The organism is Actinophytocola sp., from assembly GCF_035942955.1.
GTDB lineage: Bacteria > Actinomycetota > Actinomycetes > Mycobacteriales > Pseudonocardiaceae > DASYTH01.
The window spans coordinates 1-16032 of record NZ_DASZCQ010000046.1; the positions used below are offsets into that span (position 1 = coordinate 1).

The window sequence follows — 16032 nt, forward strand, 5'->3', positions numbered from 1 at the left end:
GGATGTGGGAGAGTAGGACACCGCCGAACAACCATTACGAACAGGGCCCCGACCACCGGGGCCCTGTTCGCTTTCCAGGCCCACCACCTGCACCATCTCCTACCACGGGCTACGTTCTAACCAGTGCCCACCCCAGCAGAGAACGCGAATAGGGGCTCTTCGCGTTTATGTTGGGGGGCCAGCCCCCGAACCCCACGGTGCTAGCTCCTCCCGAACCAGCGGAGTTGAGTTGGTCGTGGACCAGCGCAAATCGGTGGACCGTTCGGGCGGCCTCCGTCACCCTGGGGCCATGGAGGTCCGGGTTCACACCGATCCGCCCGAGTTCTGGGCGCTGGCCAGGCCGATCTTCGCGGCCGACCCGATGCGGCACACGCACGGGCTCAGCGTGATCCGGCGGCTCGTGGACGCGCCCAACCCCGACGACGAACCCGCCACGCTGCTGACGCTGTGGGACGGCGACCGGATCGCCGGCGCGGCCTTCCGCACGCCGCCGTGGCCGGTCTGCGTGAGCGCGGTGCCGGCCGAGGCGATGGAGGCGACCGCCTCGGCGCTGCTCGAGCTCGACCCCGACCTGCCCGGCGTGAGCGGGCCGCGGGACGCCGCCGAACCGTTCGCCGAGATGTGGGCGAAGCTGACCGGCGCCGCGGTCAAGGAGCTCGTCGCCATGCGCCTGTACCGGCTGGGGCGGCTCGAGCCACCGGCCGTGCCTGGACATGCCCGGCTGGCAATGGAGGAGGACCTGCCGCTGCTGGGCACCTGGACCAGAGAGTTCCAGATCGAGGCGCTCGGCAGGGAGCGGGAGCCGGGTCGCTCCGAGGCCAACGTGCGGCGGTCGCTGGGACTGGGCAATGGCTGGATGCTCTGGGAGCACGACGGCCGGATCGTGTCGGTGGCCCACGCGAGCGCACCCGTCGACGGGATGTCGCGGGTCGGCCCGGTCTACACCCCGCCGGAGCTGCGCGGCCGCGGCTACGGCTCGGCGGCCACCGCGGCCGTGTCCCGGTGGGCGCTCGACGCCGGCGCCGAGTACGTCATCCTGTTCACCGACCTGGCCAACCCGGTGTCGAACTCGATCTACCAGCGGCTCGGCTACCGGCCCGTGTACGACCAGACCGAGCTGGAGTTCGATCGGTAGCCTGACACCGTGGTGGCCAAACCGCGACTCCTCGTCGTGCAACCCGGCGAGCTCGACCCACCGGGGCCGCTCGGCGAGTGGGCACAGGACGCCGGCGCCGAGCTCGACCTCGTGCAACCGGCGAAGGATCCGTTGCCCGCGCTCGACGGGTATGACGGGGTGATCTGCCTCGGCGGGCCAATGGGCGCCACCGACGATCGCCGCCATCCCTGGCTGGCCGATGTTCGGCGACTGCTGGCCGAGGCCGTCACGACGCGACTGCCGGTGCTGGCCATCTGCCTCGGCGCGCAGCTGCTCGCCGTGGCCACGGGCGGGCGGGTGGCGGTCGGCGAGGCCGGCCCCGAGGTGGGTCCGGGGCTCGTTGCCAAGCGCGATCTGGCCTGGCGCGACCCGCTGTTCGCCGAGCTGCCGTTCATGCCGGACGTGTTCCAGTCCCATGCCGACGCGATCGTGGCGCTGCCACCGAACACCGAGCTGCTCGCGTCAGCCCCGCGCTATCCGAACCAGGCGTTCCGCATCGGCCCGACCGCCTACGGCATCCAGTTCCACGTCGAGATCACAGCCGCGGCCGTGCTGTCCTGGGCCAGGCACGACCCGGCGTTCGCCGCCGCTGCCCGGCCAGGTGACCTCGAGCCCGGACGCCTGGCCACGCTGCAGCGCGACATCGAGGAGACCTGGCGCCCATTCGTCGAGCGGTTCGTCCGGCTGACCAGCGGCGAGCTGGCGCCGGTGCCGCCCCCGCGTCCCGGGCTCCCGCTCGCCTAGCCGGCCTCGCGAGGGTCGGGTACTGGCAGCGGCCGCAGCGGCACCGGGGTGGACACCACGATCGACGTGGTCGTCTGTCCGAAGAGGAGGAACCGGTCCAGGATCTCCTCGAGCTCGCCGATCGACGGACCGTGGACCTTCATCAGGAAGCAGTCCTCGCCGGTGATCCGGAAGCACTCGACGACCTGCGGCGTGCTCCGGGCCGCCTCGGCGATCTTGGGTAGCTGGCCGGGACCCGGGCGGACCCGGACCAGCGCCGTCACCGGCATGCCGAGCGCCGCCGGGTCGACCTCCATCCGGAACCCGGTGATCACCCCGAGTCGCTCGAGCCGCTGCACCCGCTCCGTCACGGCGGGCGCCGACATGCCCACCCGGCGGGCCAGCTCGGACATGGCCATGCGCGGGTTGGCGTGCAGCTCGGTCAGCAGCCGCAGGTTCACCGCGTCGAGGATTCGGCCGTCCCTTAAATCTGTAGGCAAGTCGCACTCCAAACCTTCAAAGTGGCATTCCTTTGTCCGACGGTGGCTTGGAAGATTACCCCATGATGCGGATCTCGACAGTGCCGGCGCCGGCGTACTTCGGTGTCAGCGCGATCTTCCACTACCTCGGGCCGGCGTTCGCCGTGCTGCTGTTCGCCCACATCGACGTGCTCGGCGTCGCGTGGCTGCGGATCGCGAGCGCCGCGCTGGTCTTCGCGCTCTGGCGCCGGCCGTGGCGGCTGATCACCCGGCTCGAGCCGGAGCAGCGGCGGCTGCTGCTCGCGCTCGGCGTGGTGCTGGCCGCCATGAACGCCGTCTTCTACCTGGCCATCGCCCGGCTCCCGCTGTCCACCGTCGGGGCGATCGAGTTCCTCGGTGTCATCGTCCTTGCCGCGGTCGGCGTGCGCACCCGGCGCAACGCGTTCGCGCTCGTCCTTGCCGTCGGCGGCGTCGTCGCGCTCACCGACGTGCGGATCGTCGGTGAGCCGCTCGGGATTGCGCTGGCGTTCGCCAACTGCGGCCTGTTCATGCTGTACGTGGTCCTCGGGCACCGGATCGCCAACACCGGGCCGGGCACGACGTGGCGGGGGATCGACCAGCTCGGCGCCGCCATGCTGATCGCCGCGGTGGTCGCGCTGCCGTTCGGGATCGGTGACGCCGCGGTCGCGTTCGACCACCCCACCTGGCTGCTGGCCGGGATCGGGGTGGGCATCTGCTCGTCGGTGATCCCGTACGTGACCGATCAGCTTGCCATGGCCAGGCTGCGAAGGTCTACGTTCGCCTTGATGATGAGCATCCTGCCGGCCGTCGCGACGGTCATCGGGATGCTGGTGCTGGCCCAGCTGCCCACCGGTCAGGATCTTGCCGGAGTGGCGCTGGTCATCGCCGGCGTGGCGATCCACCAACAGGAGGAGAACTCATGGAGCAAACCCGGTTGGGTTCGACGGGTCTCAAGGTCTCGCCCATCTGTCTCGGCATGATGAGCTACGGCGATCCCGGCACGCGGAAGTGGTTTCTGGACCAGGAGGCGGCCGAGCCGATCGTGCGGCACGCGGTCGAGTCCGGCATCACGTTCTTCGACACGGCCGACATGTACTCCCGCGGCGAGAGCGAGCGGATCACCGGCCGGCTGCTCGGCAAGCTGTTCGCCCGCCGCGACGAGTACGTGCTCGCCACCAAGGTGTTCTTCCCGCTTGACGCCGGCGCCAACGACAAAGGCCTGTCCCGCAAGCACATTCTGTCCGCGATCGACGCCTCGCTCGACCGGCTCGGCGTCGACCACGTCGACCTGTACCAGATCCACCGGTGGGATCCGGACACGCCGATCGAGGAGACCATGCAGGCGCTGCACGACGTCGTGCGGTCCGGCAAGGCCCGCTACATCGGAGCGTCCAGCATGTACGCCTGGCAGTTCGCCAAGGCGCAGCACACCGCTGAGCGGCACGGCTGGACGAGGTTCGTCTCGATGCAGAACTACTACAACCTGCTGTACCGGGAGGAGGAGCGGGAGATGATCCCGCTGTGCCTCGACCAGGGAGTCGGGTGCATCCCGTGGAGCCCGCTGGCGCGCGGCATGCTCGCCGGCACCCGGGACCGCGGCGGCGCCCGGCACACGGTCCGGGCCGGCTCCGACGCCTACGCCGACGAGCTGTACGAGGAGGCCGACTTCGACGTGGTCGACGCGGTGCAGGCGGTCGCGGCCGAGCGCGGGCTGCCGCCGGCGCAGATCTCGCTGGCCTGGCTGCTCGGCAACCCCGCGGTGACCGCGCCGATCGTGGGGGCGACCAAGCTCCGGCACATCGACGACGCGGTCGCGGCGGCGTCGGTGGCGCTGACCGAGGAGGAGGTGGCCCGGCTCGAGGCGCCGTACCGCCCGCACCGGATCATCGGTCACTCCTGACCCCTGGGGCGTTACGGTTGAGGGCGATGGTCGATCGCGCACGTACCGTGCCCTCCACCGCCAGGTTCGGCTTGACCGACGGCCGCGCCGAGCAGGAGCTGCGGGCCGCCGGATGGTGGGGCGACGAGGGACCGGTGAGCTCGCGCGAGGCCGTCCTCGTCGCGCTGTCCCGTGCGCCCGACCCGGATCTGGCCCTGCGCTCCCTCGACCGGCTTCGTTTGTCCGATGTAGACGGTTGGGCGGAGCTGGACGGGGCGCTGGTCGACGACTCGGCCCTGCGCGGGCGGCTGATCGCGGTGCTTGGCGCGTCCAGCGCGCTTGCCGACTTCGTGATCTCCCGGCCGGGGGAGTGGCGCCGGCTGGTCCACGGTGGACGGACCGCGCCGGATGAGTACGGCGCGACGCTGCTCGCGGCCGTGGGCGCGGACGGATCGGGAGTGGCCGCGCTGCGCGGCGAGGAGGCCGTCCGGGCGCTGCGGGCGGCCTACCGGGGGCTGCTGCTCGAGGTGGCGGCCGACGATCTCGGCCGGCTCGTCGAGCCGGATCTTCCGGACCCCGGCTTCGACGAGATCGCCGGCGAGCTGACCCGGCTCGCCGAGGGCGCGCTGCGCGCCGCGCTGGCCGTCGCCTGGGCCGAGCTCGGCGGCGTCCAGGCCTCCGCGGCCCGGCTCGCGGTGATCGCGATGGGCAAGTGCGGTGGCCGGGAGCTGAACTACGTCAGCGATGTCGACGTGGTGTTCGTCGGCGAGGGCGACCTCGGCCTTGCCACCCGGGTGGCCAGCGCGATGATGCGGGTGGCGAGCAAGGCATGCTTCGAGGTGGACGCGGCGCTGCGGCCGGAGGGCAAGGCCGGCGCGCTGGTGCGCACCCTGGAGGGGCACGCCGCCTACTACCGGCGCTGGGCCCGGACCTGGGAGTTCCAGGCGCTGCTGAAGGCGAGGGCGGTCGCCGGGGACGCCGAGCTCGGCGCGCGCTACCTCGAGACCGTCCGGCCGCTGGTGTGGGCGGCCGCCGAGCGGGAGAACTTCGTCGCCGACGTGCAGGCGATGCGCAGGCGGGTGGAGAAGCACGTGCCGGCCCAGCTCGTCGACCGCGAGCTGAAGCTGGGCCGCGGTGGGCTGCGCGACATCGAGTTCGCCGTGCAGCTGCTGCAGCTGGTGCACGGCCGCGGCGACGAGGCGCTGCGCCTAGGGTCCACTGTGGACGCTCTGGCCGCGCTCGGCGCCGGTGGCTACGTCGGCCGGGCCGACGCCGCCGAGCTGGGTGCGTCCTACCGGTTCCTGCGCGTCCTCGAGCACCGCCTGCAGCTGCAGCGGCTGCGGCGCACCCACCTGTTCCCCGACGAGCGGGACGCCACCGCGCTACGCTGGCTGGCAAGGGCCGCCGGCATCCGCCCGGAGGGCAGCCGGTCGGAGGGCGACGTGCTGCTCGCCGAGTTCCGCGCGCAGGTCATCCGTATCCGCCGGCTGCACGAGAAGCTGTTCTACCGGCCGCTGCTTGAGGCCGTCGCGCGGGTGCCGACCGAGGCGCTGCGGCTGACCACAAAGGACGCCGAGGCCCGGCTGGCCGCGCTCGGCTACGCCGCGCCAGACGGTGCGCTGCAGCACATCAAGGCCCTCACCACCGGGGTGTCGCGCCGGGCGGCAATCCAGACCGCGCTGCTGCCGGTGCTGCTCGACCTGCTGGCCGATACGCCCGACCCGGACGGCGGGCTGCTGGCCTACCGCCGGGTGTCCGAGGGGTTGGCCGCGACCCCGTGGTACCTGCGGGTGCTGCGCGACGAGGCGGCCGTCGTCGAGCGGCTGGCCACGCTGCTCGGCACCTCGAAGCTGGTGCCGGATCTGATCGTGCGGGCGCCCGAGGTGCTGCGGCTGCTCGGCGATCCGGCGGCGCTGGCCGGCCGGGACCCGGAGGAGGTGGCCAGGTCGCTGCGCGAGGCGGTGAACCGGCACGGCTACCTCGGCAACGCCGTGGCCGCCGGTCGATCCCTGCGCCGGCACGAGCTGCTGCGCGTGGCCTGCGCGGATCTGTTGGGGTACATGGACGTCCTGTCCGTGTGCGGCGCGCTGTCGAGGGTGTGGTGCGCGGTGCTCGAGGCCGTGCTGCGCGCGGTCGATCGGGCCGAGGCGGTGGCCGCCGGCGGCCGGCAGGCGTCGATCGCGGTGATCGGCATGGGTCGGCTCGGCGGCGCCGAGCTCGGCTACGGCTCCGACGCCGACGTGATGTTCGTCTGCGAGCCGGTCGCCGGAGTGTCCGATTCGGACGCCGTCCGGTACGCGTCCCGGGTGGCGCAGAGCGTGCGGAAGCTGCTGTCCGCGCCGAGCCAGGACCCGCCGCTGCACGTCGACGTGGACCTGCGGCCGGAGGGGCGCAACGGTGCGCTGGTGCGCACCCTGGAGTCGTACCGGGCCTACTACGCGCAGTGGGGCGAGGTCTGGGAGGCGCAGGCGCTCCTACGCGCCCGGCCCGTGGCCGGGGACGTCGACCTCGGCGCCCGGTTCATCGCCGCCATCGACGACGTCCGCTACCCCGCGTCAGGCCTGGATTCCGCGCGCACCAGGGAGATTCGGCGGATCAAGGCCAGAGTGGACAACGAGCGGCTGCCAAGGGGCGCCGATCCCAGCACGCACACCAAGCTCGGCCGGGGCGGGCTGGCCGATGTCGAGTGGACCCTGCAGCTGCTGCAACTGCGGCACGCGCACCGGATCCCCGCGCTGCGCACGACGTCCACTATGGACGGCCTGGCCGCGGCGGCGTCGTCCGGTCTGATCGACCCGGTCGACCACCGGGCGCTGCGCGAGGCGTGGCTGCTGGCCACCCGGGTGCGCAACGCCGCCACCCTGGTCCGCGGCAAGCTCACCGACCAGGTCCCCACCTCCGGCCGCGAGCTCGTCGCCGTGGCCAGCGTCCTCGGCCACCCCCTCGACGGCGACCCCGGCCAGTTCCTTGACTCCTACCGCCGCACCATGCGCCGCGCCCGCACCGTGGTGGAGCGCGTGTTCTACCAGGACTGACGTCGGGCCGGCGGGATTGTCGGCGTCCGGCCGTACAGTGGCGTCGTGACCTTCAGCACGCGAATCACGGTGCGCAGTTACGAGCTGGACGCGCTCGGGCACGTCAACCACGCCGTGTACCACCAGTACGCCGAGGTCGCCAGGGGCGACGCGTTCGAGGCCGCCGGTTGCGCGTGGGACAGCCTGTTCGAGTCGAGGACCGGGCCGGTGCTGCTCGAGTCGCACATCACCTTCCGCCGCGAGCTACGCAAGGGTGACATCGTCGACGTCAGCTGCTCGGCCAAGTTCGGCACCGGCAAGACCTTCCAGCTGCGCCAGCAGATCACCAAGCTCGACGGCACGGTCGCCGCCGAGATCACCTCCACCGTCGGCCTGATGGACCTCGACGCCCGCCGCCTCCTCCCCGACCCGGCCGCCGTCCTGGAACGCGCCGGCGTGAACCTGGCAATGCTGACCGGTCAGCAGCCCCCGGACGGGCTGTCGTCCGAGTTGATCTAAGACGATGACCGTGACATGAAACGGGGCGGTGGCCGGGTTTGGCCACCGCCCCGGGTGGGTGGGGGTTAGACGTCGTAGTAGAGGGCGAACTCGTAGGGGTGGGGGCGCAGGCGGAGGGGGTCGATCTCGTGCTCGCGCTTGAAGTTGATCCAGGTCTCGATCACGTCGGGGGTGAAGACGCCGCCTTCGAGGAGGAACTCGTGGTCGGCCTCGAGGCTGTCGAGGACGGCGTTGAGCGAGGCGGGCACCTGGGCGACGTCCTTGGCCTCCTCGGGCGGCAGCTCGTAGAGGTCCTTGTCGATCGGCGTCGGCGGCTCGATCTTGTTCTTGATGCCGTCGAGGCCGGCCATGACCATCGCGGAGAACGCCAGGTAGGGGTTGCCGGAGGAGTCGGGGCAGCGGAACTCGAGGCGCTTGGCCTTCGGGTTGTCCCCGGTGATGGGGATGCGGACGCAGGCCGACCGGTTGCGCTGCGAGTAGACCAGGTTGACCGGGGCCTCGAAGCCGGGCACCAGGCGGTGGTAGGAGTTCACCGTCGGGTTGGTGAACGCCAGCAGGCTCGGCGCGTGGTGCAGCAGGCCGCCGATGTAGTGCCGCGCGGTGTCGGACAGGCCCGCGTAGCCGGACTCGTCGTGGAACAGCGGCTCGCCGTCCTTCCACAGCGACTGGTGGGTGTGCATGCCGGACCCGTTGTCGCCGAACAGCGGCTTGGGCATGAAGGTCGCGGTCTTGCCGGCCTGCCACGACGTGCCCTTGACGATGTACTTGTACAGCTGCAGATCGTCGGCCGCGTGCAGCAGCGTGTTGTACCGGTAGTTGATCTCGGCCTGGCCGGCGGTGCCCACCTCGTGGTGCGCCTTCTCCACGGTGAAGCCGGCGTTGATCAGGTTGAGCACGATCTCGTCGCGCAGGTCGGCGAGGTGGTCGGTCGGCGGAACCGGGAAGTACCCGGCCTTGTACCTGATCTTGTAGCCCTGGTTGTTGCCGGCCTCGTCCGAACCGGTGTTCCACCAGCCTTCCTCGGCGTCGATCTCGTAGAACGCGCCGTTCTCGGCGCTGTCGAAGCGCACCGAGTCGAAGATGTAGAACTCCGCCTCCGGGCCGAAGTACGCGGTGTCGGCGATGCCCGACTCACCGAGGTACTGCTCGGCCTTGCGGGCGATGTTGCGCGGGTCGCGGGTGTACGGCTCGCGGGTGAACGGGTCGTGCACGAAGAAGTTGACGATGAGCGTCTTGTTCTCCCGGAACGGGTCGATCCGAGAGGTGGCGAAGTCCGGCAGCAGCAGCATGTCCGACTCGTGGATCTCCTGGAAGCCACGTACCGACGAGCCGTCGAACGCCAGGCCCTCGTTGATCGCGTCCTCGTCGAAGAACTGGGACGGCACCGTGAAATGCTGCATGATGCCCGGCAGGTCGCAGAACCGGACGTCGACGAACTTCACCTCTTCGTCGGAGATGAAGCTCAAGACCTCGTCGGAAGTGTTGAACACGCTCGTTGGCTCCTTCTGCTTGCAATGCCGCTGTGGGTGCTGAAGCTATGAGTGCGGTGTTGCCCGTCCATCACCCGGATGTTTCACGGGTGTTAACGACAACCTGGCCAAACAGAGCATGCCAGCTAGCCGGGTCGCGGTCACCCCGGCCTACGCCGGGACTGTAGCCGGGTGGGTCCGCTGAGGTTCCGCCCGGTCCAATGCACCCGATCGATACCCCCGGTAACGGCGGCCGCACTACGATCCGGCTTCAGAGCGGGACGCGGTGGGCGGGGCGAATCTTGGGCGATGACGCGCGCAGATCCACCGCCGGCGGCCATGGACGAGCGGTCGGGCTGGCGGTGTGCCTCGGCGCGCTCGGATTCGGCGCCGGCGTGGCCGCCGCGGTCGTCACCCAGGCCGCGAACGCCTGGGGCTATTCCGCTTACGACCCGGTGCCGCTGGACATCGCCGTCGCGTTGTTCTTCGGCGCCATGGGTGTCCTAGTCACCTGGCACAAGCCGGGGAACAGGGTCGGCTGGGCGCTGCTGATCATCGCGGCGGTGGACGGTGTCGGCGTCCTGCTCACCGCGCTCACCGGCGCCTTCGACTCGCCCGACCATCCGGCCGTCGACGTGCTCATGGCCGTCCAGCAATGGCTCTGGGCGCCGCCGATCTGGGCCATCTCGACGCTGCTGCCGATGATCTACCCGGACGGGCGGCTGGCCGGCAGCCGCTGGTGGTGGGCGGTCGCGGGCACGGTGGCCGGGATCGTGGTCTACGTGGTCGGGCTGGCGCTCGTCGACAGCGACTTCGCCGGCCGCTACACCGTGCACAACCCGTGGGCGGTGCCCGGGTGGCAGGGCTTCGCGACGTTCTGCCTGACGCTGGGCGAATATCTGCTGCTGGCCATGACCGTGGTCGCCGCGGCGGGCCTGGTGCTGCGCTGGTGGCGGGCGAGCGGGGTGCGGCGGCGGCAGCTGGCGATCGTGCTGGTCGTGTTCGCGTTCGGCGCCGCCCAGGCGATCCTGCGCGACGTCCTGCCCGGCCAGCTTCCGCTCGTGCTCGAGCGCGGCCTCGAGGTGCTGGCGTTCTCGCTGTTCCCGCTGGCGATCGCGGTGGCGATCACCCGCGACCGGCTGTTCGACCTTGACCTCGCGGTGCGCAGGGGCATCGTCGGCGTTGCCATGGTCGGCACGCTGCTGGCCTGCTACGTCGGCGCGTTCGCGGTGCTGGCCGTTGTGCTGCCGGAGAACCTGGTGCCCGGGTCGGTGCTGGCCGTGGCGCTGTCCGGTGCGGCGATCTTCCCGCTGGCCGCGTTCCTGATCGAATGGGTCCGGCGGATCACCTGGGGTCGCAAGATCGACATCGTCGAGCTGGTCACCGGCCTCGGGTTGCGGATGCGCAACCAGCTGGACGCCACCGAGGTGCCAGGGGCGGTGTGCGAGGAGATCGTCAGCGCGATGCGGCTGCGCATGGCCCGGCTGGAGTTGCAGACTCAGGACGGGACCCGGGTCCTGGCCCAGGTCGGCGATGGCGACGACGGCCTGGCGCCGGTGGCGTACGAGCTGTGGCACCGTGGCGAGCAGGTGGGCCGGCTCGTCGTGCGCCCCCCGCAGGGCCGCTCGCACCTGGACGAGACGATCAGCCAGGCGCTGGCCTCGCTCGCCGACCAGGTGGCGCCCGTGGTCGCGGCGCTGCGACTGGACGAGGAACTGCTGCGCAGCCGGGAACAGCTGGTGACCGCAAGGGAGGAGGAGCGGCTGCGGCTGTCCCGCGAGCTGCACGACAACGTGGGGCCGACGCTGGCCGGGATCCGGCTGCAGATCGAGGCCGCGCGCGGGGCGCTGCCCGCGGACTTCGCCGGCGCCGAGCTGATGGACCGGGCCGTCACCGGCATCCAGGGGGCATTGCAGACGCTGCGCCGGGTCGTGCACGACCTGCGGCCGCTTGAGCTGGAGACGCTCGGCCTGCCGGGCGCCCTGCGCGAGCTGGCGGTGTTCCTGTCCGGGCCGACGCTGCGGGTGGAGACCGCCCTGTCCGGCGACGTCTCCGTGCTGTCCAAGCAGGTGGAGGTGGCCGCGTACCGGATCGTCGCCGAGGCGTTGACCAACGTGGTCCGGCACGCGCAGGCCACCCACGCGGAGGTCAGCCTTGAGCTGGCCGCCGAGCACCTGGTCGTGCAGGTCCGCGACGACGGCGTCGGGGTTCCGCCCGGCGCCACCGGGCACGGGATGGGCATGCGGTTCATGGCCCAGCGCGCACGGGAGATCGCCGGGGAGTTCTCCTATTCCAGCGACGGCAACGGAACGGCGATCCGCGCGGTGCTCCCGCTGCTCGGCGCCGGCGCGGCCCGGCTATGACTCAGGCGGTGAGGTGCGCGGCGGTCGCCGTCGGCGTGAACCCGACGCTCCGGCAGATCCGGTCCGCGCCCTCGCCGCCCGGGGGTGAGCCGGCCAGGGTGGCCCCGGCGAGCTCGGCGGCGGCGCGCACCCCGGCGGCCGCCACCAGCGTCCCGAGGCCGCGCCTGCGGAACCCGGCTGTTTTCGCCAGTGACAGTTGAAGGTCGACGTCGATGGCGTGAACCACCTGGCACCTGCCCGCGTAGGTGCACGTCCAGTTCCATCGATGCCGCGTCGTGGCCGATGACGGGCCGGGTGAGAGCGGCAGGGCGACCGACGCTCAGCGCCTGCGGATGGTGCGTTGGACGTTGCGCATCTTGGCGCCCTGAGGCATCGGGCCCTTGGGGAGCTGGGCGCCGCGGGAGCCGAGGGCGGACAGGCGGGTCTCGAGGGCGTCGATCTGGGCGGGCTTGAGGTTGTTGGGCAGCTTCATGATGCGCGACTGGAGGCGGCGCAGCGGGACCTGGCCCTCCTCGGTGCCGACGATCAGGTCGTAGATCGGGGTGTCGCCGACGACCCGGGCGATGCGCTTCTTCTCCTGGGCGAGCAGGGTCTTGACCCGGTGCGGCGCGCCCTCGGCGACCAGGACCACGCCGGGGCGGCCGATCACCCGGTGCACGGCGTCGAGCTGGGTGGTGCCGGCGACGGTCGGGGTGACCCGCCAGCGGCCGCGCATGTTGTCCAGCGCCCAGGCCGCGGCGCCCGGTTGCCCCTCGGCCTTGCCGTAGACGTTGCGCTGCACCCGCCGGCCGAACACGATCACGGCGGCGAGCAGCCCGAAGGCGAGCCCGACGGGAAGCAGGATCCACTGCAGGCCGATCAGCCACCCGAGGCCGAACACCACGCCGGCCACCAGGAGGAAGACCCCGGCCATGATCGGGATCAGCGCCTTGTCCTCCTTGCGCTGCATGTTGAACGCCTGGAAGAGCTGCCGGCGCTTCGCCTTGGCCTCGGCCTTCTTCGCCTTCTTGGCCTCCTTGGCGGCTTCCCTGTCCTGCTTCTGAGCCATAACCACCAGGATACGGTGTTGGACTTGCCCGGTTGGCGTCAGCGGCTCGGGCTCGGGTCGATGGCACATTCGTCCGCGCGACCTACCGGGCGGCTCCCGCGGTTCGTCGGGCGGCTCTGTCAGGATGCGTGGCATGGGGTCGTCAGGCGTACGCGAGCTACTGGCCGGGCTCGATCCGGAGCAGCAGGCCGCGGTGCGCGCGCCGCGCGGTCCGGTATGCGTGCTCGCCGGCGCCGGCACCGGGAAGACCCGCACGATCGTGCACCGGATCGCCTACCTGATCCACTCCGGACACGTCTCGGCCGGGCAGGTCCTCGCGGTCACCTACACCGCGCGGGCGGCGGGGGAGCTGCGCACCCGGCTGCGGGCCCTCGGCGTGCACGGCGCCCAGGCCCGCACGTTCCACGCGGCGGCGCTGCGCCAGCTCCGCTACTTCTGGCCGCGGGTGGTCGGCGGCGAGCCGTGGCGGCTGGTCGACGCCAAGCTGCGGATCGTCGGGCAGGCGGCGCACCGGGCGGGCGCGGGCACCGAGGTGGAGGTGCTGCGGGATCTGGCCACCGAGATCGAATGGGCCAAGGCCTCGCTGATCGCCCCGGACGACTACCCGGCGGCCGCCGAGCTCGCGCACCGCCAAGCCCCCGCGCCCCCGGACCAGATGGCCCAGGTGTACCGCGACTACGAGGCGATCAAGACCAGGCACGCGCTGCTGGACTTCGACGATCTGCTGCTGCACACGGCCGCCGCGCTCGAGGAGCACCCGCTGGTGGCCGAGGAGTTCAGGGACCGCTACCGCTGCTTCGTGGTGGATGAGTTCCAGGACGTCACGCCGCTGCAGCAACGGGTGCTGGCCGCCTGGCTGGGCCGGCGCGACGATCTCACGGTCGTCGGCGACCCGAACCAGACGATCTACTCCTTCGCCGGCGCCTCGCCCCGCCCGCTGCTCGACTTCACCCGGCGGTTCCCGGACGCCACCGTCGTCCGGCTGGAGCGCGACTACCGGTCCAGCCCGGAGATCGTCGCCGCGGCCAACCAGGTGATCGCGTTCGCCAAGGACCGGCCGGCCGGTGCGCGGCTACGGCTGGTCGGCCAGCGCCCGTCCGGCCCGCAGCCCCGGTTCACCGAGTACGAGGACGAGCCGGCCGAGGCCGCCGCGGTCGCCGCGCGGATCAGGGAGCTGGTCGCCGGCGGCACGCCGCTGTCCGAGATCGCCGTGCTGTACCGGGTCAACGCGCAGTCCGAGCCGTACGAGCAGGCTCTGTCCGAAGTGGACATTCCGTACCTGGTGCGCGGCGGGGAGCGGTTCTTCGCCCGCCCCGAGGTGCGCAAGGCCATGGTGGCGCTGCGGGTGGCCGCCGCCGATCCGCCCACCGGCGAGCTGCCCAAGGTCGTCCGGGAGCTGCTGGCCCCGATCGGCCTGACCCCCGACCCACCGATCGGCGGCACGGCCCGGGAACGGTGGGAGTCGCTGCTCGCCCTTGTCGAGCTGGCCGAGGAGCTGGTGTCCGCTGTCGAGGACGCCGACCTGCCGCGCTTCGTCGCCGAGCTGGAGCTGCGGGCCGAGGCGCAGCACCCGCCGACCGTCGAGGGCGTCACGCTCGCCTCGCTGCACTCGGCCAAGGGGCTGGAATGGGACGCGGTCTTCGTGGTCGGCCTGGTCGACGGCGTGCTGCCGATCCAGCACGCCGACGGCGACGACGCCGCGATCGAGGAGGAGCGGCGCCTGCTCTACGTCGGCGTCACTCGTGCGCGGGAGCACCTTTCCCTGTCCTGGGCGCTGTCCCGGACGCCGGGCAAACGCCGGCGCCGGCGCAGCCGTTTCCTCTACGGGTTGATCCCCGAGGACCATCCCGCGTCCCGGGTCGCCGCGCCGCGGCAGCGCGACGGCGGCCGGGCGGGTCGCAACCTGTGCCGGGTGTGCGGGGCGGCCCTGGCGGGATCGATGTCGATCAAACTCGGCCGGTGCGAGGGCTGCCCGTCCGATCTGGACGAGGAGTTGCTCGCCCGGCTGCGGGACTGGCGCACCGAACGCGCCAGGGCGCTGAAGGTACCTCCCTACGTGGTGTTCACCGATGCCACGCTGACGGCCATCGCCGAGCAGCGGCCGGCCGACGCCGCGGGATTAGTGTTGATCTCCGGCATCGGCGCTGCCAAACTGGACAAGTTCGGCGCCGAGGTGCTCGCGTTGATTGCCCGCACCTCAGCGACGGAGAGTAATCGGTCGGATAACCAGTAACGCTGTCGACGAACTTCCCGAAAAACATGTTGCACGGGTCCGCCTAAGGGCAATAGCCTGCAGGTGCCGGGGGCGTTACCAGCCAAAGTTCTCACCCCGCGAGGAGGTGGCCAGAGATGAAGCTCTTGACGATCAAGTGCACGCCTGGCTACCCGCAGTCCGGGGGCTCTGGCGCGTTTATGACTGAGCTCGTGCCCGCGCACGCTGCCCACATGGTGGGCGCTGCGCAGTGGCAGCGTCGTATCCGCAATGGGGGTGCGGTGCGTGTGCAGACCGTTATCACCGATGTTCCGGGCCCTAGGTCCGCTCTACCTTTCGTGCGAAGGCCTTGACACCACGTCAAGCATCCAGGCTCACGAAGGCCGCGGACTCCGGAAATCGGATCCGCGGCCTTCGTGTTTGTTCGGCCCAATCCAACTCCAAACTCCAAGCAAGAGAAGGGAAAGGACGTATGTCCACCGCCACCGTCCCGTTCTCCGGAGGGACACCAGACCTGCTGGGTCCGCCGTGGACCGGCGTGGGTGACCTGCTCGACGCGGCGCCGTCGACTGGTCTGGAGCTCCCCTGCCGGTCGAGCGACAACCCGGACCTGTGGTTCGCCGACACCCCCGCCGACCTGGAGCGGGCCAAGGTGCTCTGCCTGGACTGCCCCGTCCGCGCCGAGTGCCTGGCCGGCGCCCTGGCCCGGCAGGAGCCGTGGGGTGTCTGGGGCGGCGAGATCTTCGAGCGTGGCGTGATCATCGCTCGCAAGCGGCCTCGCGGGCGTCCCCGCAAGGAGGACGTCGCACGAGAGGCGGCCGAGCGTGCCGCGCGTGACCAGGAGGCAGCCGCATGAACCCCATGACCGACACCAGGGCGCCTATCCCGGTGCCCGATCCGCTGAACGAGCTGCTGCTCGCCCCGAGCCCGAAGGGAACCAAGGAGATGTTGATCTACGAAGACCTGGCACGTGAGCGAAGGCGCGAGGCCGAAAGACAAGCTCGGCACCAGCGCCTTGTCCGCAGCCTGAACGCGATCCGGCGGTGGCAACGAGTCTCGGACTGGGCCGCCCGACGCGCCAAGCGTGCCGCCGAGCTCATGTGACCAACCGACGACACACCGGCGGGCGCCGTCTCCTCACCCGAGGAG

General features: G+C 71.4%; 14 protein-coding genes. 10 read left to right on the forward strand and 4 right to left on the reverse strand.

All coding sequences use genetic code 11. The annotated features are described in order from the left end of the window. The first annotated feature begins 289 nt into the window (after window positions 1-289). Window positions 290-1135 carry a GNAT family N-acetyltransferase gene (locus VGX25_RS04650; protein WP_326916332.1) on the forward strand — a complete coding sequence of 282 codons (846 nt, stop codon included), beginning with the start codon at window positions 290-292 and terminating at the stop codon, window positions 1133-1135. 12 nt (window positions 1136-1147) lie between these two features. After that, complete coding sequence (locus VGX25_RS04655) at window positions 1148-1900, forward strand: type 1 glutamine amidotransferase (protein ID WP_326916345.1); 753 nt, start codon at window positions 1148-1150, stop codon at window positions 1898-1900. On the opposite strand, the gene VGX25_RS04660 is transcribed toward VGX25_RS04655, so the two are convergent. Further along, window positions 1897-2379, reverse strand: a complete 483-nt coding sequence (locus VGX25_RS04660; RefSeq protein WP_326916333.1) for an Lrp/AsnC family transcriptional regulator — start codon at window positions 2377-2379, stop codon at window positions 1897-1899. The two genes, VGX25_RS04655 and VGX25_RS04660, sit on opposite strands and share 4 nt — an antisense overlap. Before the next feature lie 62 nt (window positions 2380-2441). Here VGX25_RS04660 and VGX25_RS04665 point away from each other — a divergent pair, with 62 nt between their 5' ends. Genes VGX25_RS04665 through VGX25_RS04680 form a run of 4 tightly spaced genes read left to right on the forward strand, consistent with a single transcriptional unit; the run spans window position 2442 to window position 7791 of the window. Beyond that, entirely contained in the window at window positions 2442-3359 is a 918-nt protein-coding gene (locus VGX25_RS04665; protein ID WP_326916334.1) for an EamA family transporter, read from the forward strand. Further along, a complete protein-coding gene (locus VGX25_RS04670) occupies window positions 3299-4279 on the forward strand; it encodes an aldo/keto reductase (protein ID WP_326916335.1) in 981 nt (326 codons plus the stop codon). Before VGX25_RS04665 ends, VGX25_RS04670 begins: the two co-directional genes overlap by 61 nt. 26 nt (window positions 4280-4305) lie before the next feature. Then, window positions 4306-7293: a bifunctional [glutamine synthetase] adenylyltransferase/[glutamine synthetase]-adenylyl-L-tyrosine phosphorylase gene (locus tag VGX25_RS04675; protein ID WP_326916336.1), complete on the forward strand. Its 2988-nt coding sequence runs from the start codon at window positions 4306-4308 to the stop codon at window positions 7291-7293. A gap of 45 nt (window positions 7294-7338) precedes the next feature. Further along, on the forward strand, window positions 7339-7791 hold the full coding sequence (locus VGX25_RS04680) for an acyl-CoA thioesterase (RefSeq protein ID WP_326916337.1): 453 nt from the start codon (window positions 7339-7341) through the stop codon (window positions 7789-7791). Between the two features lie 65 nt (window positions 7792-7856). Here VGX25_RS04680 and glnA read toward each other — a convergent pair whose 3' ends face one another. Then, window positions 7857-9281, reverse strand: coding sequence for a type I glutamate--ammonia ligase (gene glnA / locus VGX25_RS04685; protein WP_326916338.1), 1425 nt, complete (start codon window positions 9279-9281; stop codon window positions 7857-7859). A gap of 281 nt (window positions 9282-9562) precedes the next feature. Between glnA and VGX25_RS04690 the strand changes: the two genes are divergently transcribed. Beyond that, the gene (locus VGX25_RS04690; protein ID WP_326916339.1) at window positions 9563-11623 is read left to right on the forward strand and encodes a sensor histidine kinase; all 2061 of its coding nucleotides are present in this window, start codon (window positions 9563-9565) and stop codon (window positions 11621-11623) included. A gap of 1 nt (window position 11624) precedes the next feature. Here VGX25_RS04690 and VGX25_RS04695 read toward each other — a convergent pair whose 3' ends face one another. Both VGX25_RS04695 and VGX25_RS04700 read right to left on the reverse strand, forming a co-directional pair. Beyond that, window positions 11625-11849, reverse strand: coding sequence for a hypothetical protein (locus tag VGX25_RS04695; RefSeq protein WP_326916340.1), 225 nt, complete (start codon window positions 11847-11849; stop codon window positions 11625-11627). 93 nt (window positions 11850-11942) lie between these two features. Continuing rightward, on the reverse strand, window positions 11943-12671 hold the full coding sequence (locus tag VGX25_RS04700; RefSeq protein WP_326916341.1) for a DUF4191 domain-containing protein: 729 nt from the start codon (window positions 12669-12671) through the stop codon (window positions 11943-11945). Between the two features lie 133 nt (window positions 12672-12804). On the opposite strand from VGX25_RS04700, the gene VGX25_RS04705 reads away from it, so the two are divergent. The 3 genes from VGX25_RS04705 (at window position 12805) to VGX25_RS04715 (ending at window position 15987) form a co-directional block, all read left to right on the forward strand. After that, window positions 12805-14904 carry an ATP-dependent DNA helicase UvrD2 gene (locus VGX25_RS04705; RefSeq protein ID WP_326916342.1) on the forward strand — a complete coding sequence of 700 codons (2100 nt, stop codon included), beginning with the start codon at window positions 12805-12807 and terminating at the stop codon, window positions 14902-14904. Between the two features lie 451 nt (window positions 14905-15355). Then, window positions 15356-15739, forward strand: coding sequence for a WhiB family transcriptional regulator (locus VGX25_RS04710; protein ID WP_326916343.1), 384 nt, complete (start codon window positions 15356-15358; stop codon window positions 15737-15739). Next, window positions 15736-15987 (forward strand): hypothetical protein, encoded by a 252-nt coding sequence (locus VGX25_RS04715; protein WP_326916344.1) that lies wholly within the window; start codon window positions 15736-15738, stop codon window positions 15985-15987. Before VGX25_RS04710 ends, VGX25_RS04715 begins: the two co-directional genes overlap by 4 nt. Window positions 15988-16032: the final 45 nt, after the last annotated feature.